This window comes from Variovorax sp. Varisp53 (genome assembly GCF_059491555.1).
In genome coordinates, this window is sequence record NZ_CP168512.1 from 3306604 (window position 1) to 3328929 (window position 22326).

The 22326-nt window shown below is 66.3% G+C and carries 19 protein-coding genes and 3 tRNA genes; 9 read left to right on the plus strand and 13 right to left on the minus strand.

The features are described 5' to 3' along the window. Positions 1 to 3 precede the first annotated feature (3 nt). Positions 4 to 768, minus strand: coding sequence for an SDR family oxidoreductase (locus tag ACEOAB_RS15470; protein ID WP_413749402.1), 765 nt, complete (start codon positions 766 to 768; stop codon positions 4 to 6). A gap of 54 nt (positions 769 to 822) precedes the next feature. Next, positions 823 to 3084, minus strand: a complete 2262-nt coding sequence (rnr, locus tag ACEOAB_RS15475; protein ID WP_413749401.1) for a ribonuclease R — start codon at positions 3082 to 3084, stop codon at positions 823 to 825. Positions 3085 to 3165: 81 nt separating this feature from the next. On the opposite strand from rnr, the gene ACEOAB_RS15480 reads away from it, so the two are divergent. Together ACEOAB_RS15480 and ACEOAB_RS15485 are read left to right on the plus strand one after the other, a co-directional pair. Next, positions 3166 to 3250 (plus strand) — tRNA-Leu (locus ACEOAB_RS15480). Positions 3251 to 3405: 155 nt separating this feature from the next. Further along, positions 3406 to 3490 (plus strand) — tRNA-Leu (locus ACEOAB_RS15485). A gap of 84 nt (positions 3491 to 3574) precedes the next feature. On the opposite strand, the gene rimO is transcribed toward ACEOAB_RS15485, so the two are convergent. From rimO to ACEOAB_RS15515, 6 genes are all read right to left on the minus strand, one after another. Continuing rightward, a complete protein-coding gene (gene rimO / locus ACEOAB_RS15490; protein ID WP_056592627.1) occupies positions 3575 to 4981 on the minus strand; it encodes a 30S ribosomal protein S12 methylthiotransferase RimO in 1407 nt (468 codons plus the stop codon). Positions 4982 to 5020: 39 nt separating this feature from the next. Then, on the minus strand, positions 5021 to 5581 hold the full coding sequence (phaR, locus tag ACEOAB_RS15495; RefSeq protein ID WP_007837005.1) for a polyhydroxyalkanoate synthesis repressor PhaR: 561 nt from the start codon (positions 5579 to 5581) through the stop codon (positions 5021 to 5023). Positions 5582 to 5655: 74 nt separating this feature from the next. Next, positions 5656 to 6024, minus strand: coding sequence for a hypothetical protein (locus tag ACEOAB_RS15500; RefSeq protein WP_056592625.1), 369 nt, complete (start codon positions 6022 to 6024; stop codon positions 5656 to 5658). Between the two features lie 172 nt (positions 6025 to 6196). After that, a tRNA-Val gene (locus tag ACEOAB_RS15505) sits at positions 6197 to 6273 on the minus strand. 48 nt (positions 6274 to 6321) lie between these two features. Continuing rightward, positions 6322 to 8526 (minus strand): RelA/SpoT family protein, encoded by a 2205-nt coding sequence (locus tag ACEOAB_RS15510; protein ID WP_413749400.1) that lies wholly within the window; start codon positions 8524 to 8526, stop codon positions 6322 to 6324. Between the two features lie 47 nt (positions 8527 to 8573). Continuing rightward, positions 8574 to 9563: an alpha/beta fold hydrolase gene (locus ACEOAB_RS15515; RefSeq protein ID WP_413749399.1), complete on the minus strand. Its 990-nt coding sequence runs from the start codon at positions 9561 to 9563 to the stop codon at positions 8574 to 8576. Between the two features lie 26 nt (positions 9564 to 9589). On the opposite strand from ACEOAB_RS15515, the gene ACEOAB_RS15520 reads away from it, so the two are divergent. Beyond that, complete coding sequence (locus ACEOAB_RS15520; protein WP_056594347.1) at positions 9590 to 10360, plus strand: 3-hydroxybutyrate dehydrogenase; 771 nt, start codon at positions 9590 to 9592, stop codon at positions 10358 to 10360. Between the two features lie 27 nt (positions 10361 to 10387). Here ACEOAB_RS15520 and ACEOAB_RS15525 read toward each other — a convergent pair whose 3' ends face one another. Both ACEOAB_RS15525 and ACEOAB_RS15530 read right to left on the minus strand, forming a co-directional pair. Further along, complete coding sequence (locus tag ACEOAB_RS15525; RefSeq protein ID WP_413749397.1) at positions 10388 to 11095, minus strand: SIMPL domain-containing protein; 708 nt, start codon at positions 11093 to 11095, stop codon at positions 10388 to 10390. 60 nt (positions 11096 to 11155) lie between these two features. Continuing rightward, the gene (locus tag ACEOAB_RS15530) at positions 11156 to 11515 is read right to left on the minus strand and encodes a hypothetical protein (protein ID WP_056592612.1); all 360 of its coding nucleotides are present in this window, start codon (positions 11513 to 11515) and stop codon (positions 11156 to 11158) included. 172 nt (positions 11516 to 11687) lie between these two features. Here ACEOAB_RS15530 and ompR point away from each other — a divergent pair, with 172 nt between their 5' ends. Both ompR and ACEOAB_RS15540 read left to right on the plus strand, forming a co-directional pair. Further along, positions 11688 to 12419, plus strand: coding sequence for an osmolarity response regulator transcription factor OmpR (gene ompR, locus ACEOAB_RS15535; RefSeq protein WP_007837017.1), 732 nt, complete (start codon positions 11688 to 11690; stop codon positions 12417 to 12419). Between the two features lie 74 nt (positions 12420 to 12493). Further along, positions 12494 to 13909 carry a sensor histidine kinase family protein gene (locus tag ACEOAB_RS15540; protein WP_495653842.1) on the plus strand — a complete coding sequence of 472 codons (1416 nt, stop codon included), beginning with the start codon at positions 12494 to 12496 and terminating at the stop codon, positions 13907 to 13909. A gap of 13 nt (positions 13910 to 13922) precedes the next feature. Here the strand turns inward: ACEOAB_RS15540 and ispF are convergent, their stop codons facing one another. Beyond that, positions 13923 to 14411: a 2-C-methyl-D-erythritol 2,4-cyclodiphosphate synthase gene (gene ispF / locus ACEOAB_RS15545; RefSeq protein ID WP_007837020.1), complete on the minus strand. Its 489-nt coding sequence runs from the start codon at positions 14409 to 14411 to the stop codon at positions 13923 to 13925. Then, positions 14408 to 15130, minus strand: coding sequence for a 2-C-methyl-D-erythritol 4-phosphate cytidylyltransferase (gene ispD / locus ACEOAB_RS15550; RefSeq protein ID WP_056592608.1), 723 nt, complete (start codon positions 15128 to 15130; stop codon positions 14408 to 14410). Before ispD ends, ispF begins: the two co-directional genes overlap by 4 nt. Positions 15131 to 15249: 119 nt before the next feature. On the opposite strand from ispD, the gene mfd reads away from it, so the two are divergent. From mfd to ACEOAB_RS15565, 3 genes are all read left to right on the plus strand, one after another. Further along, positions 15250 to 18732: a transcription-repair coupling factor gene (gene mfd / locus ACEOAB_RS15555; RefSeq protein ID WP_413749396.1), complete on the plus strand. Its 3483-nt coding sequence runs from the start codon at positions 15250 to 15252 to the stop codon at positions 18730 to 18732. Further along, complete coding sequence (gene serB, locus ACEOAB_RS15560) at positions 18729 to 19442, plus strand: phosphoserine phosphatase SerB (RefSeq protein ID WP_413749395.1); 714 nt, start codon at positions 18729 to 18731, stop codon at positions 19440 to 19442. The genes mfd and serB overlap by 4 nt, the downstream gene beginning before the upstream one ends. Positions 19443 to 19757: 315 nt before the next feature. After that, entirely contained in the window at positions 19758 to 20822 is a 1065-nt protein-coding gene (locus ACEOAB_RS15565; protein ID WP_413751334.1) for an Ldh family oxidoreductase, read from the plus strand. 6 nt (positions 20823 to 20828) lie between these two features. Here ACEOAB_RS15565 and ACEOAB_RS15570 read toward each other — a convergent pair whose 3' ends face one another. Continuing rightward, the gene (locus ACEOAB_RS15570) at positions 20829 to 21155 is read right to left on the minus strand and encodes a DUF6172 family protein (protein WP_007837030.1); all 327 of its coding nucleotides are present in this window, start codon (positions 21153 to 21155) and stop codon (positions 20829 to 20831) included. Between the two features lie 123 nt (positions 21156 to 21278). On the opposite strand from ACEOAB_RS15570, the gene ACEOAB_RS15575 reads away from it, so the two are divergent. Continuing rightward, entirely contained in the window at positions 21279 to 22301 is a 1023-nt protein-coding gene (locus ACEOAB_RS15575) for a histone deacetylase family protein (RefSeq protein ID WP_056592594.1), read from the plus strand. Positions 22302 to 22326: the final 25 nt, after the last annotated feature.

Here is a 22326-nt window from a genome sequence, read left to right on the forward strand (position 1 = left end):
CCCCTAGCCGCGCCCGACGAAGGGCATCTTCGTCGCCATGATGGTGTGGAACAGCACGTTGGCTTCCAGCGGCAGGTTTGCCATGTAGAGCACCGACTGGCCCACGATCTTGACGTCGATCAGCGGCTCGATCGCAAGTTCGCCGTTGGCTTGCGGCACACCCTTGGCCATGCGCGCGGCCAACTCGGTCATGGCATTGCCGACGTCGACCTGCCCCACCGCGATGTCGTACTTGCGGCCGTCCAGCGAAGCGGTCTTCGTCAGCCCTTCGACCGCATGCTTGGTCGCCGTATAGGCCGCCGAGTTCGGCCGCGGCGCGGTGGCCGAGATGGAGCCGTTGTTGATGATGCGGCCGCCCATCGGCGTTTGCGACTTCATCGTGCGGAACGCCTGTTGGATGCAGAAGAACATGCCGGTCAGATTGATGTCGACCACGCCCTGCCACTGCGCGGGCGTCCAGTCCTCGAACGGGCCCGGCGGGTTGCCCACGCCGGCGTTGTTGAACAGCAGGTCGACACGGCCGAAACGCTCGACCGTGGCCGCGAACAGGGCCTGCACCGAGTCCGCATTGGCCACGTCGGTCGGCACCGCGAAGGCGCGCGCGCCGGCACCCGATTCTTGTGCCACCTGTTCCAGCGGCTCCATGCGGCGCCCCGCCAGAGCCACGCTCCAGCCGTCGCCCAGCAGCGCCAGTGCGGCGGCGCGGCCGATGCCGGAGCCCGCCCCCGTGACGATGGCGATGCGGCCCTTGTTGTCTTCAGCGCTCATGCTGTGTGCCTCTTTCTCTTCTTGGGTTGGTCGATGGTTCGTGCGGCCTGGGCTTCAGCGACGCGGCTTGCGCCCCTTCATCTTGTTGGCGGCCTTCTTGACCGCCGACTTGAAGGCCTGCATTGCCGACTGCGGTCCGGCCGTGGGCGAGGAACCGCGCTCCGCGCGCGGCTCGGCGTTGCCGGCTTCAGCCTTGTGGCGCGTGCTGCGCTTGGCCGAGGCCTTGACCGGCACGCCCGATGTCACGCCCTTGTCCTTCATGGCACGGGTCGCCAGTTCCTCGCCTTCGCGCACGAGGCGGAAGTCGATCTTGCGGCCGTCCAGGTCGACACGGCTCACCTGCACCCGCACCCGCGTGCCGATGGCGTAGCGGATGCCGGTGCGCTCGCCGCGCAATTCCTGGCGCATCTCGTCGAACTTGAAGTACTCGCCGCCAAGCTCGGTGATGTGCACCAGGCCCTCGACGTACATCGCATCGAGCGTGACGAAGATACCGAAGGTCGTGGCGGCCGTGACCACACCGCCGTATTCCTCGCCGAGGTGCTCGCGCATGTACTTGCACTTGAGCCATGCCTCGACGTCGCGGCTGGCTTCGTCGGCGCGGCGCTCGTTGGCACTGCAATGCAGGCCCGCGGCCTCCCATGCCAGCACTTCCTTGCTTGGCGCCACGGCGGCTTTCTGCGGCTTGTTGGTCGGCGCCTTCACGCGCGACGCAAGCCGCTTGGCCAGCTTGGCATGCGCTTCGCCGGGCGTGGGCAGCATCGGCAACTGATAGCGCGTCTTGCCGAGGATCGCCTTGATCACGCGATGCACCAGCAAGTCCGGATAGCGCCGGATCGGGCTCGTGAAATGCGTGTAGGCCTCGTAGGCCAGGCCGAAGTGGCCGCTGTTGATCGGCGTATAGATCGCCTGCTGCATCGAGCGCAGCAGCATGGTGTGGATCTGCTGCGCGTCGGGGCGCTCTTTAGTGGCATCGGCAATCGCCTGGAACTCGCCCGGCCTGGGGTCGTCGGTGATGCTCAGGCCGACGCCCATCGCCTTCAGGTAGCCGCGCAGGATTTCCTTCTTCTCGGGCGTCGGGCCTTCATGCACGCGGTACAGGCCCGGGTGCTTGCCTTCGGCAATGAAGTCGGCGCTGCAGACGTTGGCCGCGAGCATCGCTTCCTCGATCAGGCGGTGCGCTTCGTTACGCGTGCGCGGAACGATCTTCTCGATTCGGCCGGCATCGTCGCAGATGATCTGCGTCTCGGTGGTTTCGAAGTCGACCGCGCCACGCTTGCCGCGCTGCTTGAGCAGCGCCTTGTAGACATCGGCGAGGTTCAGCAGATCCTTGACGCGGTCCTTGCGCTTGGCGGCTTCGGGGCCGCGCGTATTGCCGAGGATGGCCGCCACTTCGGTGTACGTGAAGCGCGCATGGCTGAACATCACGGCGGGATAGAACTGGTAGGCGTAGATCTCGCCGTCTGCGGCCACGAGCATGTCGCACACCATGCACAGGCGCTCGACCTCGGGGTTCAGCGAGCACAAGCCGTTCGACAGCTTCTCGGGCAGCATCGGAATGACGCGGCGCGGGAAGTAGACGCTGGTGGCGCGGTCATAGGCGTCAATGTCGATGCCAGAGCCCGTCTGCACATAGGCGCTGACGTCGGCAATCGCAACCAGCAGGCGCCAGCCCTTGCCGCGGCCCACCTTCGCAGGCTCGCAGTACACGGCGTCGTCGAAGTCGCGCGCGTCTTCACCGTCGATGGTGACGAGCGGAATGTCGGTGAGGTCCACGCGCCCCTTCTTGTCGGCGGGACGGACCTTCTCGGGCAGCGCCTTGGCCTCGGCCAGGCACTCTGCGGAAAACTCGTGCGGCACGCCGTACTTGCGCACGGCGATCTCGATCTCCATGCCAGGGTCGTCGATCTCGCCCAGCACTTCCTTCACGCGGCCCACCGGCTGGCCGAACAGCGCCGGCGGCTCGGTGAGTTGCACGACCACCACCTGCCCCACCTTTGCAGGACCGGTTGCGCCCTTGGGAATCAGGACGTCCTGGCCGTAGCGCTTGTCTTCTGGCGCGACGAGCCAGATGCCGCCTTCATGCAAGAGGCGGCCGATGATGGGCTGCTCGGGGCGCTCGATGATCTCCACCACGCGCCCCTCGGGGCGGCCACGGCGATCCTGTCGCACGACGCGCGCCTTGACGCGGTCCTTGTGCAGCACCGCGCGCATCTCGTTCGGCGGCAGGTAGATATCTGCTTCGCCGTCGTCGCGCTGCACGAAGCCGTGCCCGTCGCGATGCCCTTGGACCGTTCCTTCGAATTCATCCAGCAAGCCGCTGGAAGTGACATTATTTTTGATATGATCTCCTTCTTTCCTGAAATTCAAAACATAACTGCTTCGGCAGTTCTGTGGGCCCAGATGGCGGAATTGGTAGACGCACTAGTTTCAGGTACTAGCGAGTAACATCGTGGAGGTTCGAGTCCTCTTCTGGGCACCAAGTTTAAACAGACCTTTACCAGGTCATTCGATTCAAGCCACCGGCCTCCGGTGGCTTTTTTCATGGCTGCTTGAATTTGCATCGAGCAGCCGGCGCAGCAAAGTTGCTTCGCAAAAATATGTATAATCGCAATCTTTGCTGAAAAGCAAAAACAAGCCCAGATGGCGGAATTGGTAGACGCACTAGTTTCAGGTACTAGCGAGTAACATCGTGGAGGTTCGAGTCCTCTTCTGGGCACCAGATTCAACAAGACCCTTACCAGGTCATTCGATTCAAGCCACCGGCCTCCGGTGGCTTTTTTCTTATCCGCTTGAATCTGAAGCATCAAACAGGCAGCGCGATCAGGTCATGGCCCTCGGCGCCCACGATGCGGGCGCGAGTGAACTCGCCCACCTTCAGCGTCTTGCTGATCTTCTCGGGCGGCAGCAGGCGAACCGTGCCGTCGATCTCCGGCGCATCGGCGTACGTGCGCCCCACCCCACCCTTGCGGCCCATGCCCGGCGCCGAATCGACCAGCACCTGCATCGTCGAGCCAACACGCTTCCGCAGCTTGGCGATTGATACGGCCTCCGCCACCTCCATGAAGCGAGCGCGACGCGCTTCACGCTCCGGCTCGGGCAGCATGCCGGGAATGTCGTTGGCGGTCGCGCCCTCGACCGGGCTGTAGGCAAAGCAACCGGCACGGTCGATCTCGGCTTCCCGGATGAAGTCGAGCAGATGCTCGAATTCCTGCTCCGTCTCGCCAGGAAAACCGGCGATGAAGGTGCTGCGGATCACAAGCTCCGGGCACACCTCGCGCCAGCGCGCCAGCCGCTCCAGATTCTTCTCGCCACTGGCCGGACGCTTCATGCGCTTCAGCACATCGGGATGGCTGTGCTGCAATGGCACGTCGAGGTACGGCAGCACCTGGCCACTCGCCATCAGAGGAATGATCTCGTCGACGCTCGGGTACGGGTACACATAGTGCAGGCGAACCCACGCGCCATACGGCTCGGCGATTTCACCCAGCGTGCGCACCAATTCGAGCATGCGGGTCTTGACCGGCTTGCCATCCCAGAACCCGGTGCGGTACTTCACGTCGACGCCATAGGCCGAAGTGTCCTGGCTGATCACCAGCAGTTCTTTCACGCCGCCTTCGAACAGGGCCTTCGCCTCGCTCAGAACATCTCCGACCGGCCGCGACACGAGGTCGCCGCGCATCGAGGGAATGATGCAGAAGGTGCAGCGATGGTTGCAGCCCTCGCTGATCTTCAGGTAGGCGTAGTGGCGCGGCGTCAGCTTGAGGCCGGCAACGCCGAAGGTGTTCGGCACCAGGTCGATGAACGGGTCGTGCGGCTTCGGCAGGTTCGCATGCACCGCATCCATCACCTCCTGCGTGGCATGCGGACCGGTCACGGCCAGCACGCTCGGGTGCATCTGGCGCACCAGGTTGCCCCCCTGATCGCCAGTCTTGGCGCCCAGGCAGCCAGTGACGATCACGCGGCCGTTCTCGGCCAAAGCCTCACCGATGGTGTCCAGGCTCTCCTTCACGGCATCGTCGATGAAGCCGCAGGTGTTGACGATCACCAGATCGGCGCCTTCGAAAGTCTTGGCGGTTTGATAACCCTCAGCACTCAGCTGGGTCAGGATCAGTTCGGAATCGGTAAGGGCCTTGGGGCAGCCCAGGCTCACGAATCCGACCTTGGGGGCGGCCGGCGTGGCCGTACGTTCGGGGGAGGCAACTTCGCTCATATGCCTCTATTGTCCCAGCTATCGGTGACGGCTGGGTATTCAAGGGCGCTTGATGCCAAAGGCCCCCAGTACCTGTTCGGTGTTTTTCTGCATCTGCTCCTGCATCTGCAAGAAAACGTTCTTCGATTGCTCGACGTAATTGCCCATCAGCCCCTGCAGCATCGGAGACTGCATGGTCATGAAGCGCGACCACATTTCGGGCGTCAGCCCCTCGGCCTTTTCGGCCAACTGCGCCTGCACCTCGGTCATGGCCTGGATGTTCTTCTCGAGATACGGCCCCATGTAGCCCTGCATAGCCTGCCCATAGAACCGGATGATGTTGGCCAGCACCTGCTCGGTGAACATCGGCGCGCCGCCCGCCTCTTCTTCGAGAATGATCTGCAGCAGGATGCTGCGAGTGAGGTCGTCGCCCGTCTTGGCATCGCGCACCACGAACTGGGCGTTCTGGATGACCAGCTGCTTCACCTCGGTCAGCGTGATATACGTGGATGTCTCGGTGTCGTAGAGCCTTCGGTTGGGGTACTTCTTGATCACACGCTGTACCGGCTTGACCCCGGACTTCTTGCTCTGCACTGCGGACTCCTTCACATGGACGCCCATGTCATCGGATGATTCTAGGGAGCGGTTTTGTTGCGCCGCGACAAGGTTTACCCTGACCGGGCTCGCCGCCTTCCTCAATCCAACGATGTTGCGTACTCCGCGCCGCACGCATGGCAGGCGGCCGACTCGGGCCGCTCTTCGTCGGCCTCCCGAAAACGCAGCGGTGTTTTTTGCCCGTAGACCACCCAGCAGCGCGGACAGTGCTCCTGCCCCACGGTCGGCAGGTAGGCACGAGCGCGCTGTTCGGCGCGCTCTTCGGTCAAGGGCATGCCCTGGCGTTGGGCACGCGCCACTTCGCGCGCCGCCATCGTGTCGGTGCGTCCGCCCGCGTGGTCGTTGATGCCGTAGACAGCACGCGCAAACTCGATGGGAGCCTGCCTCATCAGCGCCGCAAGGCGCTTGTCGGCATGAGCCCGATCAACCAGCGTTGATCGCGTATTCATCGGATCGCTTGTCAAGAAAAATGGAATGAGGATGCAGAGAGGCCAAGGTAGCACAACAACATGGCCGAGGGCTTCTTCTGAATCACCGCAAATGGGACGATATGCGCACCGGGGAACCCGGTGCATGCTCTGTTCAACGGGTCCGGTGGTTGGCCGGGGCTGAAGCAGAAATTGGTAGGCGCGATTGGACTCGAACCAACGACCCCCACCATGTCAAGGTGGTGCTCTAACCAGCTGAGCTACGCGCCTAAGGATGTGTCCGAGAAGCAGCTATTGTAGCAGGAGAAAACGCGCTTTTCAGCGACGACGTGCAGATCGCACACCAATAACTGCAGTGACCAGTCCAAGGACCTGCGTGAGCCGCGCGGCGTCGGCGATTTCAACAGTGAACGTCATCCACGCCGTGCCCTTGATCGACTGCGTCTGCACGCCGATGACGTTCATCTTCTCGCGCGCGAATACGTCGGAGATATCGCGCAGCAGCCCTTGGCGGTCGGCCGCCTCGACGGCCACGTCCACCGCATACACAGGTGCGTCGGCACCCTTCTTCGCAACGCCCCACTCCACATCGATGACGCGCTCACCGTCCTTCGCTGCCATCGTGCGGAAGTTGCTGCAATCGCCGCGGTGCACGCTGACGCCATGACCTCGCGTGACGAAGCCGCGAATCGCATCGGGCGGCGCGGGCTTGCAGCACTTGGCGAGCTGCGTCATCAATGAAGACACGCCCACCACCAGCACGCCACCCTTGCCCGATTTTTCGCTGCCGCGCGCCTTCTTGATAAGCACGCCGTCGTCTGGCCCCGGTGCGGGCTCGGGCGGACGCAGCAGCGTCTCGATGTTGCGCAGCGAGAACTCGTCCTTGCCCACCACTTCGAACAGATGGTCCGCCGACTTGAAGCCGAGCTGCGACGCCAGGTCTTCGAGCCGCACCGCAGTCTTGCCTTCGCGCTGCAGCAACTTCTCGACCGCTTCGCGTCCGCGCGCCACGGTCTCGTGCGTGATCTGTGCGTTGAACCATGCGCGCACCTTCGCGCGCGCACGGTGGCTGGCCAGATAGCCCAGCTCCGCATTGAGCCAGTCGCGCGACGGCCCGCCCTCCTTGGCCGCAATGATCTCGACCGTCTGCCCGTTCGACAGCGGCGTGTTCAACGGCACCATCGCACCATCGACGCGCGCTCCACGGCAGCGATGGCCCAGCGTGGTGTGCACGGTGTAGGCAAAGTCGACCGGCGTCGCACCCTGCGGCAACTCGACGATGGCGGCATCCGGTGTCAGCACATAGATGCGGTCGTCGAACAGGCCCTGACCCTGCAGGCCGCCCGACAGATCGCGCTCCCACGCCAGCAGTTGCCGAAGCACCGCAATCTTCGCGTCGTACTCGCCACTCGCCCATACGCCTGCGTAGCCCTTGTGGCCCGCTTCCTTGTAGGCCCAGTGCGCCGCCACGCCATGCTCGGCGTGGTCATGCATTTCTTCGGTGCGGATCTGGATCTCGATCGGTTTGCCCGCCTTGCCATCCACCAGCTCGCGCACCACCGTGTGCAGCGACTGATAGCCGTTGGGCTTGGGCCGCGCGATGTAGTCGTCGAACTCCTCGTCGATCGGCTGGAAGTGCGAATGCACCCACGCCAGCGCCGCATAGCAATCCTTGACGTCGGGCACCACCACGCGCAGTGCAAGGATGTCGAAGACCTGCTCGAAGTCGAGCGACTTGCCGCGCATCTTCTTGACGATGCTGTAGATGTTCTTGGGGCGCCCCTGCACAGTGGCCTTGACGCCTTCGGCTTGCAGTTCGCGCTCGAGCTGCGAGCGCAGTTGCTCGATGTGCCCTTCGCGCTCGATGCGCTTTTCGTCGAGCAGGCGCGCGATCAGCTTGTAGGTTTCAGGCTCGAGGAAGCGGAACGAGAGGTCCTCGATCTCCCACTTCACCTGCCAGATGCCCAGCCGGTTGGCCAGCGGCGCGAACACCTGCAACGACTCGCGCGCCACGCTCTCGGGCGCAGGCTGCTTGCTTGCGGCCGCATGCCGCAGCGTCTGCAGGCGCGAAGCCAGCCGCAGCATCACCACGCGAAGGTCGCGCGAGAACGCAAGCAGCATCTTGCGCACGTTCTCGGTCTGCGCGCCCGCGCCTTCGACGTGATGCCCCTGCGAGGCGGAGCGGGCCTGCTCCTGCACGCGCACCAGCTTGGTCGTCTCGACGGCGAGCGCCGCGAAGTTGTCGCCGAACACCTTGGCGATCACCTCCTGCGGGCGGTTCAGGTGCTGGCACGAATAAACCAGGTAGCTCGCCGCCTGCATGGCCTCGGAGCCACCCATTTTCGCGACGATGGCGGCCACCGCGTCGGCATGCGCGAGCGAGTTCTCGCCCGTGTCGAGCTTCTCGTCGGCGATCAGCGGTTCGGCGAACGCACGCGCGCGCGCCAGCATGTTTTCCATCACCGGCGTACGGTCGGCCGTTGCCGCAGACAACGGATAGTCGACCATGGCCGCGTCGGACATGGGTGCCGTCTGGAGACTCGAGGAATCGCGCTTCACGCTTCAATCAATCAATCGAACAGGAAGTTGGTGACTGCGGCGATCTGCAGGGGATCGACAAAGGTCGGCGCGTGGCCCACGCCTTCGAACTCGACCAGCGTGGCGCGCGGGCCGCGCTGTGTCATGGCCAGCGCGGTTTCGCGCGACAACAGATCCGATTCGGCGCCGCGCGTGACGAGCGTGCGCGCCTCGATGGCGTCGTACAGGCTCCACATGATCGCGCCGCCCTGCGCCGCGGCCTCGGGCGTGATGGCGCGCAGCGCCACGCCAATGGCGGGGTCGTAGTGAAGCAGCCAGGCCCCCTCGTCGCCGCCAGCCTCGGCCTTGGCCGAACCATCGGCCGTGCGCTGCGACGCAGGCACCACCATGTGCTGCGACAGCGCCAGCCACTGCGCGGGCGTGTGCGGACCGAAGCTGGTCGACAGCGCCCACATGGCATCGGCCGCCGCCTGCACGCTCGCGTAGGAACCGTTCTTCCCTACGTAGGCGCCGATGCGCTGCACTGCGGCCGGCTCGATCGTCGGACCAACATCGTTCGCGACGAAGCGGCGGATGGGCCGCGCCAGCGGCAGCTCCTTGTGGCCTGCGAGCACGAAGCCGATCAGTCCGCCCATGCTGGTGCCGAGGTAGTCGAGCGTGCCGATGGCCTGCTCGCGATGGAGCTGCGCGATCAACGCGACCATGTCGGCCGCATACACCGGCACCTGATAGAAAGCGGGGTCGCGCAGCCAGTCGCTGCGCCCACGGCCCACCACGTCGGGGCAGACCACGCGCACATTGCCGCCAGCGCGCGCCACGATGGCCTGGGCCAACAGGTCGAAATCGCGGCCCTGCCGGGTCAGCCCGTGCACGCAGATCACGACATGCGCACTGCGCGCGTCGCCCCATTGCCAATAGGCCATGCGATGGCCGCCTTGGGCGTCATCGCACGCCACGTAATGAAGCGTCGGTTCTGTCATGAAAACGAAGTCGTCCTGGTGCGGATAATTGTTCCGTCGCATCCTAATTCATCCGGAGATTGATCTTCATGCTCAAAGGCAAAACCGCGCTTGTCACGGGGTCCACCAGTGGCATTGGCCTCGCCATCGCCAAGGCTCTCGCCCAGCAGGGCGCACACATCGTGCTCAACGGCTTCGGCGATGCCGAAGCTCCCAAGGCCCAGATCGAGGCGCTCGGCGTACGCGCCGAGTACCACGGCGCAGACATGAGCAAACCCGAACAGATCGAAGACATGATGAAGTTCGCCGCGTCGAAGTTCGGCCGCGTCGACATCCTCGTGAACAACGCCGGCATCCAGCATGTGGCCAAGGTCGAAGACTTCCCCACCGAACGCTGGGACGCGATCATCGCGATCAATCTCACCAGCGCATTTCATACGACACGGCTGGCGATTCCCGCGATGCGCGAAGCCAACTGGGGCCGCGTCATCAATATTGCGTCGGCCCATGGCCTCGTGGCATCCGCGCAGAAATCGGCCTATGTGGCCGCCAAGCACGGCATCGTCGGCCTGACCAAGTCGGTCGCGCTCGAAACCGCGACCACCGGCGTCACTGCCAACGCAATCTGCCCCGGCTGGGTGCTGACCCAGCTGGTGCAAAAGCAGATCGACGACCGCGCGGCGCGCGAAGGCATCACGGCGGCGCAGGCGCAGAACGAGCTGCTGGGCGAAAAGCAGCCATCGCTGCAGTTCACCACCGTCGAGCAGCTGGGCGGCCTGGCCGTCTTCCTGTGCTCGCCGGCGGCCGATCAGGTGCGAGGCGTCGCCTGGGCCATGGATGGCGGCTGGACTGCCCAATAAAGGGTAGCCTGCCGGTACGCGCGCCCCTTACTTGAGCTGCACCGAACCGGACACGTTCACCACCACGCTGGTCTTGCCGGCTTCGACCGGCACCGTCGAGTCGGACGAGAACGACTTGGCCTGCACCGCCATCATGCGCGGGCGGATCGGACCACCGTCGTTCGCGTTCACCGATACCTCGCGCAGCGTGTAGCCGCTGAAGCCGAAGCCCTTGGCCAGCTCGCCGGCCTTCTGCTTGAAGTTCTCGATGGCGATGTTCTGCGCCTCGGTTTCGGTCTTGGCGCGCTGCTCGCGGCTCAAGCCGAAGCCCACGTTGCCCACGCTGAGCGTCGTGATGCGGCCGGCCGTCTGGGTGATGCGCGGGAAGTCGCGCCCCTCGAGCACCAGCTCGGTCGAGCCCTGCCAACCGTTGATCTTGCCGTCCTTGGAATAGCGCGGCGACAGGCTGAAGTTGCCGGTGCGCACGTCGAGCTGGCCCGCCTGGGCGTTCTTCTTCGCTTCGGCCAGGGCCGCGTCGAGCGCGGCCTTCAGCTGCGTCTGCACGGCGGCCGCGTCAGGGGCGTCGCGGGTGGTCACGAGCGTCATGCTCAGCATGTCCTGCTGCACTTCGACCGTACCGGAAGCCGCCAACTGCAGCACGTTCTGCGGTACCGGCGCAGCGGCGTTCTGGGCCAGTGCGGTGCCGGCGGCGGCCAGGGCGGCGCACGCCGCGAGCAATTTGATTGTTTTCTTCAAGACGAAGTACTCCCCTGAATTGGTATGAAAAGACAAGCCTGCGCCCCGCAGGCCCACGCATCAGCGGCGCTGGCTGCGCGGTGCAGTCAAGGACGGGCGAGCTGCGGGCGGTGGCACCGGCACGATCCGCTCGGCCGGCTGCGATTCTGCCGAATTGAGCAAAGCACCCGTCGCGGGCGGGGTCCATTGGCCGCGAACCTGCTGCCGCAGCTCGAACAGTTCGGCGGCGGTCAGGCGCCTGCCGGCGGCCGCCTGTTCGCGGCGGACCTCCTCGCGCTGCGCGGCACGATGTGCCGCCACCGCGTCCCGGACTTCGCTGCGGCGCACGTCGCCCACCCTGAAGAAATCGCCGGACATCGCCAGCGCCGGACCGCAGGCGAAAACGAGGATGAACGGGAGGGCGAAAAATGGACGTCTCATTGAGCGCAAATCATCAGGAAATGGGACTTTGCCACCTCCCCGCTAACGTCGGATGACCAGACCGCGAGCGTCCGCAAGTTTTGTAACTTAGTGTCAAACCATAAGTAAATCCGGCTCAACGGAGGCTTAACGCCTTCAGAATCGGCCCTGTTACAAATTCATCGTTGTAGAAATGACTCAAGTTCCCGCTCGCACCGACAAGATCGTGATCGTCGACGACGACGCCCGCATCCGCGACCTCCTGCGCCGCTACCTGACGCAAGAAGGTTTCGAAGTGATCGTGGCCGAGGACGGCAAGGCGCTCAACCGCATCCTGTTGCGCGACACGGTCGACCTGATCGTGCTCGACCTGATGATGCCCGGCGAAGACGGCCTCTCGGTCTGCCGCCGCCTGCGGGCCGCCAACGACCGCACCCCGATCATCATGCTCACCGCCAAGGGCGAGGACGTGGACCGCATCGTCGGCCTCGAAGTCGGCGCCGACGACTATCTCGGCAAGCCTTTCAATCCACGCGAACTGCTGGCCCGTGTGCACGCCGTGCTGCGCCGCCGTCCGCCGCTGGAGGCGCCGGGCGCCCCTTCTACCGAGAACGAGACCGTCACTTTCGGCCCGTTCGCCTTCGATCTCGGCTCGCGCACCCTGAAGAAGGATGGCGAAGAACTCTCGCTGACCACCGGCGAGTTCGCGATGCTGAAGGCGCTCGTGCGCCATCCGCGTCAACCGCTGTCGCGCGAAAAGCTGGCCCAGCTGGCGCGCGGGCGCGAGTTCGAGCCCTTCGACCGCAGCCTGGACGTGCAGATCTCGCGCCTGCGCAAGCTGGTCGAGTCCGACGCCGCGGCGCCGCGCTACATCCAGACCGTCTGGGGCGTCGGCTACGTGTTCGTGCCGGACGGCACGGCCTGACGCGCCGTTGACAGGTGGCCGTCGGCCAACCCACCAGACCCGGCGCGGCCCAGGAGGACGGCGTGCAGGTCACGATGCCGAGCCCGCTCGAAGCGAGCGCGCAACGTGACCGCCGCCCCGGCCTCAAGCTGGGTTTCAGCCTTTTCTGGCGCACCTTCTTTCTGCTGGCGCTGCTGCTCATCGGCTGCACGGTCGCCTGGCTGCAGACTTTCCGCTCGCTCGAATACGAGCCGCGCGCCATCCAGACCGCGCACCAGATCGCCTCGCTCGTGAACCTCACGCGCGCGGCGCTGGTGTATTCGGACGCGATCACCCGGGTGTCGCTGATCAAGACGCTGGCCGACCAGGAAGGCGTGCGCATCCTGCCGCGCGAACCCAACGACCGGTTCCAGCCCTACACCAGCGGCGCGCTCGACCTGCGCGTGACCGAGGAGCTGATCGAGCAGCTCGGTGAAGGCACCACGGTGGCCAGCCGCGTGAACGACGAGGCGGGTCTCTGGATCGGCTTCACCATCGAGAGCGACACCTACTGGCTGCTGCTCGACCCGACGCGCTTCAGCCGCGTGGGAGGGCGCACCTGGCTGGTCTGGCTCAGCACGGCGATGGCGCTCTCGCTGGCCGGCGCCGCGCTGATCACGCGGCTCATCAACCTGCCGCTCAAGCAGCTGTCGCGCGCGACCATGCAGGTGCGCGAAGGCGAGTACGAGGCGCACCGGCTTGACGAGCGAGCCCGCACCAACGAGATCCGCGCCGTCAACATCGGCTTCAACCGCATGGCGGACCAGCTCGCCAAGATCGAGCAGGACCGCGCCATCATGCTGGCCGGCATCTCGCACGACCTGCGCACGCCGCTGGCCCGGCTGCGGCTGGAAACCGAGATGAGCGTCGCCGACGAGGACGCGCGCGACCACATGGCGGCCGACATCGCCCAGCTCGACGCGATCATCGACAAGTTCCTCGACTACGCGCGCCCCGACCATGTCGATCCGCGCCCGGTGCTGCTGCGCGACGTGGTCGACGCCTGCACCTATGCGGTGCAGGACTACGAGGAGATGAACATCAAGGTCGAGGTTCCGTCCGACCTGCGCGTGATGGGCGACGAGGTCGAGCTCACGCGCGTGATCTCCAACCTGGTCGAGAACGCGCGGCGCTATGGCAAATCGCCCTCCACGGGCGTGGCCGACGTCACGATCCAGGCGCAGGCCAACAACGACGCGGTGCTGATCAAGGTGCGCGACCACGGCGCAGGCGTCGAGCCCGCCCTGCTCTCGCAGCTGACCAAGCCCTTCTTCCGCGGCGACACGGCGCGCACCTCGGCGGCCGGCGCGGGCCTGGGCCTGTCGATCGTGGCGAAGAACATCGAGCGCATGGGCAGCACCTTCGCGCTGACCAGCACACCGGGCCGCGGCCTGGCGGCGCACATCCGGATGCCGCGCGCGATGCCGGCACCGAAGCCGGGCGAACTGCCGGGAGGCAGGAAGCCGGCCTGAGCCTGCGGAGGCCTCAGCGATGCAGAAGTACGGCCGCGCGGGCTTCCATCGCGCGGCCCTCGCCCACCGGGCCGAGCTTCTCGGCCGTCTTGGCTTTCACGTTCACCTGGTCGACCGCAATGCCCAGCGTGCCGGCAATGCGCTGGCACATGAGCGGAATGTGCGGCGCGAGCTTGGGCGCCTGCGCGATCACGGTGCTGTCGACGTTGCCGATCTCCCAGCCCGCCGCGCGCACCCGGCGCGCCGCCTCGGCCAGCAGCACCGACGAATCGGCACCCCGGAACTGCTCGTCGGTATCCGGAAAATGCCGGCCGATGTCGCCGAGCCCCGCGCCACCCAGCAGGGCGTCGGTGATGGCGTGCAGCAGCACGTCGGCATCGGAATGTCCCAGCAGGCCGGTGGTATGCGGCACCTCGACACCGCCCAGGATCAGCTTGCGCCCCGCCACCAGTTGGTGAATATCCCAGCCCTCGCCGACACGGATGTTGAAGGCGCTCGTCATGCAATGCCCTTCTTGCGGCCCTGCAGGACCGCCTCGGCCAATGCGAAGTCCTCGGGGAACGTCACCTTGAAGTTCTGCGCGCTGCCCTGCACCAGCAGCGGCGACAGGCCGATGGCTTCGATGGCGCTGGCCTCGTCGGTCACGGTGTCGCCCGTGCGCTCCAGCGCGTCGAGCAGCATGCCGATGCGGAACATCTGCGGCGTCTGCGCCAGCCACTTGTCGGCGCGCGACAGCGTCTGGGCCACGCGGCTCTCGGCCGTCGACGCCTTCAGCGTGTCCGCCAGCCGGTGCGCCAGCAGGCCGCCGACGGCGTCGTGCTCGCAGGCCGCGATCAGCGCCTCGATCTGGCTCGACGTGACGAGGCAGCGCGCCGCGTCGTGCACCAGCACCCAGTCGTGCGCGCCGGCGCCCTTCTGCCGAAGTGCCACCAGGCCGTTGCGCACCGTGGCCGCGCGGGTCACGCCGCCCACGCGCAGCAGGTATTCGTTCTCGGCGGGAAAGCGCGGCAGCACCGCATCCACGTCGCGATCGTCCGGCGACACCACCAGCGCCAGCCCCGCGAAGCGCCCCGCCAGCGCGCGGAAAGCCTCCAGCGTGTGGGCCACCATCGGCAGGCCGGCCAGCCGCCGATACTGCTTGGGCAGCGTGGACTGCGCATGCCCCGCGCGATGGCCGGAGCCGGCACACGGAATCAGCACGAAAAGTCGGGAAGAGGACATGAGGGCCCGGCGCCGGCGCTGGCCAGCAAGCGAATAAGGGGCCGCCATTCTAGAATCGACCGCTACGCACACCCCTCGCCAACCGGCGCGGGGTGTTGTGCATTTCCAGTAAGCGTTCCATGGACCTCCCCCACCTCACGGCGGGCAAGCGTTTCACGCTGCCGCGCCCCCCGTTGTCGGCCGATGCCCTGCTGCTGGCGCAGTTGGCCATGCGCGAGAAAGCCGCCGGGCGCGCCACGGCGATGTTCACGGCCGACGCCAACGACGCCCAGCGCCTGATCGACGAAATCGCCTTCTTCGCGCCCGAGCTGCGCTGCGCCCTGTTCCCCGACTGGGAAACGCTGCCCTACGACAGCTTCTCGCCCCACCAGGACCTGATCAGCGAGCGCCTGGCCACCCTCTGGCGCATCAGCCAGAAGGAGGCCGACGTGGTGCTGGTGCCCGCCACCACCGCCCTCTACCGCCTCGCACCCCCGGCCTTCCTGGCCGGCTACACCTTCCACTTCAAAGCCAAGCAGAAGCTCGAGGAATCGAAGCTCAAGGCCCAGCTCACGCTGGCCGGCTACACCCACGTGACGCAGGTGGTGAGCCCGGGCGAATATGCGGTGCGCGGCGGCCTGATCGACCTGTTCCCCATGGGCTCGCCGGTGCCGTTCCGCGTCGACCTGTTCGACGACGAGATCGACACGATCCGCACCTTCGACCCGGACACCCAGCGCAGCCTCTACCCCGTGCCCGAGGTGCGGCTGCTGCCGGGCCGCGAATTCCCGATGGACGACGACGCGCGGGCGCGCTTTCGCAGCCGCTGGCGCGAACTGCTCGAGGGCGACCCGACCAAGAGCCGCATCTACAAGGACATGGGCAACGGCGTGGCCACCGCCGGCATCGAGTACTACCTGCCGCTGTTCTTCGACGAGACGGCCACGGTGTTCGACTACCTGGGCGCAGACGCCACGGTGGTGCTGCACGGCGACCTCGAACCTGCGTTCCAGCATTTCTGGCAGGACACGAACGAGCGCTACCGGCTGGTGCGCGGCGACCCCGAGCGCCCCGCCCTGCCGCCCGAGGCGCTGTTCCTGAATGCCGAGCAGTTCTACCAGCGCGCCAAGCCGCACGCGCAGCTCGCCATTCGTGGCGACGTGCCCACCGAAGCGCCCTACGCCGAGTTCGACAAGCTGCCGCCCTTCGCCGTGGTGCGCGGCGCGGAAGACCCGCTGGTCGGGCTCAAGGCCCACATCAGGGCCACGCCGCACCGCGTGCTGCTGATCGCCGAGAGCGACGGCCGCCGCGAGAGCTTGCTCGACTTCCTGCGCGCCAGCGGCGTGAGCCCGCCGGCCTTCGATTCGCTGGCCGAGTTCGAAGCCTCCGCCGACGAGAAGATCGGCATCGCCACTGCCGCGCTGGCCTCGGGCTTCGCCTGGCGCGAACAGGGCATCGACCTCGTCACCGAGACCGAGCTGTTCGCCACCGCGCCCACCACGCGCCGGCGCAACAAGAAGCAGGAGCAGGTCAGCGATGTCGAGGCGCTGATCAAGGACCTGTCGGAACTCAACGTCGGCGACCCCGTGGTCCACACGGCGCACGGCATCGGCCGCTACCGCGGCCTGATCCATATGGACCTCGGCCAGGGCAACGGTCCCGACGGCAAGCCGCTGCTGCAGGAGATGCTGCACCTGGAGTACGCCGACAAGGCCACGCTCTACGTACCCGTTTCGCAGCTGCACCAGATCAGCCGCTACACCGGCGTGAGCGCCGACGAGGCCCCGCTGCACAAGCTGGGCTCCGGCCAGTGGGAAAAGGCCAAGCGAAAGGCCGCCGAGCAGGTGCGCGACTCCGCTGCCGAGCTGCTCAACATCTACGCCCGCCGCGCCGCGCGCGAAGGCCATGCCTTCCGCTACTCGCCGGCCGACTACGAGGTGTTCGCCAACGACTTCGGCTTCCAGGAAACCGCCGACCAGAAGGCCGCGATCCACGCCGTGGTGCAGGACATGATCTCGCCCCAGCCCATGGACCGCCTGGTGTGCGGCGACGTGGGCTTCGGCAAGACCGAGGTGGCGCTGCGCGCCGCCTTCATCGCCGTCACCGGCGGCAAGCAGGTGGCCTTCCTCGCGCCCACCACGCTGCTGGCCGAGCAGCATTACCAGACGCTGGTCGACCGCTTCGCCAAGTGGCCCGTGAAGGTGGCCGAGATGAGCCGCTTCCGCTCGGCCAAGGAAATCACCGCCGCTGCCAAGGGCCTGGCCGAGGGCCAGGTCGACATCGTGGTCGGCACGCACAAGCTGCTGTCGCAGTCGGTCAAGTTCAAGAACCTGGGCCTGCTCATCATCGACGAGGAGCACCGCTTCGGCGTGCGCCACAAGGAGGCGATGAAGGCCATGCGCGCCGAGGTCGACGTGCTCACGCTCACCGCCACGCCGATTCCGCGCACGCTGGGCATGGCGCTCGAAGGCCTGCGCGACCTCAGCGTGATCGCGACCGCACCGCAACGGCGCCTCGCCATCAAGACCTTCGTGCGCAACGAAGGCACGGGCGTGATCCGCGAGGCCGTGCTGCGCGAGCTCAAGCGCGGCGGGCAGGTCTACTTCCTGCACAACGAGGTCGAGACCATCGAGAACCGGCGCCAGAAGCTGGAAGAAATACTGCCCGAGGCCCGCATCGCCGTGGCCCACGGCCAGATGCCCGAGCGCGATCTGGAGCGCGTGATGCGCGACTTCGTGGCGCAGCGCTACAACCTGCTGCTGTGCTCGACCATCATCGAGACCGGCATCGACGTGCCGACCGCCAACACCATCGTGATGAGCCGCGCCGACAAGTTCGGCCTGGCGCAGCTGCACCAGTTGCGCGGCCGCGTCGGCCGCTCGCACCACCAAGCCTATGCCTACCTCATGGTGCCCGACACCGAGGGCCTGACCAAGCAGGCGGCGCAGCGGCTCGACGCCATCCAGCAGATGGAAGAGCTGGGCTCCGGCTTCTACCTTGCGATGCACGACCTCGAGATTCGCGGCACCGGCGAGGTGCTCGGCGAGAACCAGAGCGGCAACATGATGGAGATCGGCTTCCAGCTCTACAACGAGATGCTCAGCGAGGCCGTGCGCTCGCTCAAGGCCGGCCAGGAGCCCGACCTGCTGGCGCCGCTGTCGGTCACCACCGAGATCAACCTGCACGCGCCCGCCCTGCTGCCTGACGACTACTGCGGCGACGTGCACCTGCGCCTGTCGTTCTACAAGAAGCTGGCCACCGCGAAGACGCCCGACCAGATCGACACGCTGCTCGAAGAAATCGTCGACCGCTTCGGCAAGCTGCCGCCGCAGGCGCAGACGCTGATCGACACGCACCGCTTGCGCGTGCTGGCGCGGCCCTACGGCGTGGTCAAGGTCGATGCGGCGCCGGGCATCATCAATATCACGTTCAAGAAGGACGCACCGGTCGATGGCATGGCCATCATCCAGCTGATCCAGAAGAACAAGCACATCAAGCTCGCCGGCAACGAGAAGCTGCGCATCGAGCGCGAGCTGAAAGAGCCGAAAGAGCGAGCCCAGATGGTGCGCGACGTGCTGCGCAGCCTGGGCCAACCCCTCGTCAAGGAAACCGTCACCGCATGAGCGCTACCCAAGAAATCTCCCCCGGCCTCGTCATTCGGCGCGTGAAGCCGCCGCTCCGGCTCACCGACTTCAAGCTGATCGCGTTCGACATGGACTCGACGCTCATCAACATCGAGTGCATCGACGAGATCGCCGATGCCGTCGGCAAGAAGGCCGAGGTCGCCGCGATCACCGAAGCCACGATGCGTGGCGAGATCAAGGACTTCAAGGAAAGCCTGCGCCGCCGCGTGGCGCTGCTGAAGGGTGTGCCGGTCGAGGCGCTGCAGCAGGTGTACGACGAGCGGCTGAAGCTCAACCCGGGCGCGGCCGAGCTGGTGTCGGCTTGCAAGGCGGCCGGCCTCAAGGTGCTGCTGGTGTCGGGTGGCTTCACCTTCTTCGCGAACCGGGTGAAGGACCGGCTGGGCATCGACTTCGCGCGCTCCAACCTGCTCGACGAAGCCGATAGCAAGCTCACCGGCGAGGTGGTCACGCAGAGCTGGGGCGACATCTGCGACGGCGCCGAGAAGCGCCGCACGCTGCTCGAAGTGGCGTCGCTCATGGGCATCTCGCCACAGGAAACCATCGCCGTGGGCGACGGCGCGAACGACCTGCCGATGATGGGCGAAGCCGGCCTGTCGGTGGCCTATCACGCGAAACCCAAGGTGCGTGAACAGGCAATGGTTGCAATCAACGAAGGCGGGCTGGACCGCCTTCTCGAAATACTGCGATGAGCGGTTGGGGGCGTGGTTCGAGGTGCGATCACGCCGACGGGGTGCCTTGCTCCGCGAATGTCCCCCGGCCTGCGGCCTCCTCCTTTATTTCGCTGCGCAAGGCACCCCGCCGGCGCGATCGATCAGAGCACTTGTTGATCGGCCAGCACAAGCGCCGCGCCCATCGTGCACAGGGCACCGGGTGCTCCCCGCAGCGAAATAAAGGAGGAGCCGAAGGCGGGGGACATTCGCGGAGGGGAGTACCCGGTGCCCTGCGCACGCGCCCTGAACAACAGCGCCCAGAACAACGGCCCCAACGAGACAAGGACCACTGACATGACCGACACCACCCCGCTCTACCGCGCCGAAGCCCTCAAGGACTACGCCAGCGCCCTGCTGCAAAAAGCCGGGCTCGCCGCGTCGATGGCCGACAGCGTCGCACGCACGCTCGTCGAAGGCGACCTGCTGGGCCACGACACGCACGGCCTCGCGCTGCTGGCGGGCTATGTGAAGGAGCTGGAGTCGGGCGGCATGACGCGCGACGGCACCCCCGAGGTGCTGTCCGACCGCCCCGCCGCCGTGCTCTGGGACGGCAAGCGCCTGCCCGGTCCCTGGCTCATGGGCCGCGGCATGGACCTGCTGATTCCGCGTGCCCGCGAACTCGGCACCGCCTCGCTCGTCATCCGCCGCAGCCACCACATCGCCTGCCTCGCCGTCTACATGCTGCGCGCGCTGCAGGAAGACATGCTGATGCTGCTGGCCTGCTCCGACCCCAATGCCGCCAGCGTCGCGCCCTTCGGCGGCACGCAGGCCGTGTTCACGCCGAATCCGCTGGCCATGGGTTTTCCGCTCTCGCAAGGCGGCGTGATGGTCGACATCTCGGCCTCCATCACCACCAACGGCATGAGCAATCGCAAGCGCGCAGCGGGCGAAACCTTCGCCGAGGAATGGCTGATCGACGCTGCCGGCAAGCCGTCGAACGACCCGCAGGTGCTGTTCGACCAGCCGCCCGGCACGCTGCTGCCGGTCGGCGGATTGAGCCACGGCCACAAGGGCTACGGCATGGCGCTGCTGGTCGAGACGCTCACGGCCGGCCTCGCGGGCCACGGACGGGCCGATCCGCCCGAGGGCTGGGGCGCGACCGTGCACATCACGCTGTACGACCTGAATGCCTTCGGCGGCAAGGACGCCTTCCTGCGCCAGATGGACCATGTGGCGGCGAAGTGCCGCGGCAACGTGCCCATCGACCCGGCCAAGCCTGTGCGGCTGCCAGGCGAAGGCGGTTTGAAGCGTCGGGAAGCGCAGGCCAGGAACGGGGTGCGGCTGCACCCGTCGATTGCGCGCTCGCTGCAGGATGCGGAGCAGCGGTACGGCCTGCGGCTGGCGCAGGCGCAGGTCTGACGGGAGTTATTCCTCTTCGGAATCGGTGGCAGCGCCCTGTTCGCCTTCAGGCCGCGGCTTGCGTTTGCCGGGCTTGGCCAGGATCTCGATGTAGAACTGCTTGCCGCCTTCCTTCACCACGCCGTCGATGAGGCCCGTGATGGCAGAAAGGTGGATGACTTCGGCGGATTCCTGGGCCGCGCCGAACTTGCAATCGAAGTCCCAGAAATCGCTGCCTTCGGGCAATTCGCGCCGCCGCTCGCGCTTGATGTACTTGCGGATCTCGTGCTTGATGGCTTCGAGGAGACGGTCGGGGTGCTTGCCCTCGACCTGAAGCTGAAAGGTTTTTCTCATGGGTGATCGTAACCAATGTGGATGCCGTCGATTCGGGCGCCATCCGATGCCCTAGATGGGCACCGATCTTGCTCGCTACCATGGCTGCCAAGCAAATTCCACGGCGGCCATGCCGAATCGCCCATGCTGACCTACTTCCATCCAGAGCAGCTGCTGCACCATCCGCGCAGCTATCTGTCGCGCGGACAGATGCGCACCCCGCAGGAAATTCCCGACCGTGCGCTTCGGCTCGTCGCCGCCGTGCAATCGCTCGGCTTCGATCTCCGTACACCGGCCGATGCCGGCATGGCGCCATTGGCCGCCGTGCACAGCGCCGACTACCTGCGCTTTCTCGAGGACGCGCACGACGAATGGAAGCAGATGCCGCCCGACTGGGGCGACGAGGTGATGTCGAACGTCTACGTGCGCGAGCCCAACCGCCTGCGCGGCGTGCTGGCCAAGGCGGCGCGCTACCTTGCCGACGGCAGCTGCCCGGTCGGGGCCGAGACCTGGCGCTCCGCGTACTGGTCGGCCCAGAGCGCGGCGGCCGGGGCGGCGGCCATCGTCGACGGCGCCCCTGCAGCCTATGCACTGTGCCGCCCGCCCGGCCACCATGCGCGCGTCGATGCCGCTGGCGGCTTCTGCTACCTCAACAACGCAGCCATCGCCGCCCAGGCGTTGCGCGGGCACTTCGCTCGCGTGGCGGTCCTCGATACCGACATGCACCACGGCCAGGGGGTGCAGGAAATCTTCTACGACCGCAGCGACGTGATGTATGTCTCGATCCATGGCGACCCGACCAACTTCTACCCTGCCGTCGCCGGCTACGACGACGAGCGCGGGGCCGGTGACGGCGATGGCTTCAACGTCAATTTCCCGATGCCGCACGGGGCGACGGAAGCGACCTTCTTCGAGCGCGTCGACGATGCGGCGGGCGTGCTGCAACGCTTCGCGCCGGACGCGCTGGTCCTGGCCCTCGGGTTCGACATCTACAAGGACGACCCCCAGTCGCAGGTCGCGGTGACGACCGAGGGTTTCGGCCGTCTCGGCAAGGCCATAGGTGCGCTGGGCCTGCCTACGTTGATCGTCCAGGAAGGCGGCTATCACCTCGACAGCCTGGAGGCCAACGCGCGCGCTTTCTTCGGAGGATTTGCAGGCACGGCGTGACGGTCCCGGCGGCGATCGGCGCGGC

Excerpts from the sequence above, each read along its gene's own strand:
- serB (WP_413749395.1), top strand. The coding sequence starts at position 18,729 with ATGAGCGCTACCCAAGAAATCTCCCCCGGCCTCGTCATTCGGCGCGTG.
- ACEOAB_RS15520 (WP_056594347.1), top strand. The coding sequence starts at position 9,590 with ATGCTCAAAGGCAAAACCGCGCTTGTCACGGGGTCCACCAGTGGCATT.
- rimO (WP_056592627.1), bottom strand. The coding sequence starts at position 4,981 with ATGAGCGAAGTTGCCTCCCCCGAACGTACGGCCACGCCGGCCGCCCCC.
- ACEOAB_RS15470 (WP_413749402.1), bottom strand. The coding sequence starts at position 768 with ATGAGCGCTGAAGACAACAAGGGCCGCATCGCCATCGTCACGGGGGCG.
- ACEOAB_RS15565 (WP_413751334.1), top strand. The coding sequence starts at position 19,758 with ATGACCGACACCACCCCGCTCTACCGCGCCGAAGCCCTCAAGGACTAC.
- ACEOAB_RS15570 (WP_007837030.1), bottom strand. The coding sequence starts at position 21,155 with ATGAGAAAAACCTTTCAGCTTCAGGTCGAGGGCAAGCACCCCGACCGT.
- ACEOAB_RS15540 (WP_495653842.1), top strand. The coding sequence starts at position 12,494 with ATGCCGAGCCCGCTCGAAGCGAGCGCGCAACGTGACCGCCGCCCCGGC.
- ACEOAB_RS15515 (WP_413749399.1), bottom strand. The coding sequence starts at position 9,563 with ATGCGACGGAACAATTATCCGCACCAGGACGACTTCGTTTTCATGACA.
- ACEOAB_RS15510 (WP_413749400.1), bottom strand. The coding sequence starts at position 8,526 with ATGTCCGACGCGGCCATGGTCGACTATCCGTTGTCTGCGGCAACGGCC.
- mfd (WP_413749396.1), top strand. The coding sequence starts at position 15,250 with ATGGACCTCCCCCACCTCACGGCGGGCAAGCGTTTCACGCTGCCGCGC.
- ACEOAB_RS15575 (WP_056592594.1), top strand. The coding sequence starts at position 21,279 with ATGCTGACCTACTTCCATCCAGAGCAGCTGCTGCACCATCCGCGCAGC.
- phaR (WP_007837005.1), bottom strand. The coding sequence starts at position 5,581 with ATGGGCGTCCATGTGAAGGAGTCCGCAGTGCAGAGCAAGAAGTCCGGG.
- ispF (WP_007837020.1), bottom strand. The coding sequence starts at position 14,411 with ATGACGAGCGCCTTCAACATCCGTGTCGGCGAGGGCTGGGATATTCAC.
- ompR (WP_007837017.1), top strand. The coding sequence starts at position 11,688 with ATGACTCAAGTTCCCGCTCGCACCGACAAGATCGTGATCGTCGACGAC.
- ACEOAB_RS15530 (WP_056592612.1), bottom strand. The coding sequence starts at position 11,515 with ATGAGACGTCCATTTTTCGCCCTCCCGTTCATCCTCGTTTTCGCCTGC.
- ACEOAB_RS15500 (WP_056592625.1), bottom strand. The coding sequence starts at position 6,024 with ATGAATACGCGATCAACGCTGGTTGATCGGGCTCATGCCGACAAGCGC.
- ispD (WP_056592608.1), bottom strand. The coding sequence starts at position 15,130 with ATGTCCTCTTCCCGACTTTTCGTGCTGATTCCGTGTGCCGGCTCCGGC.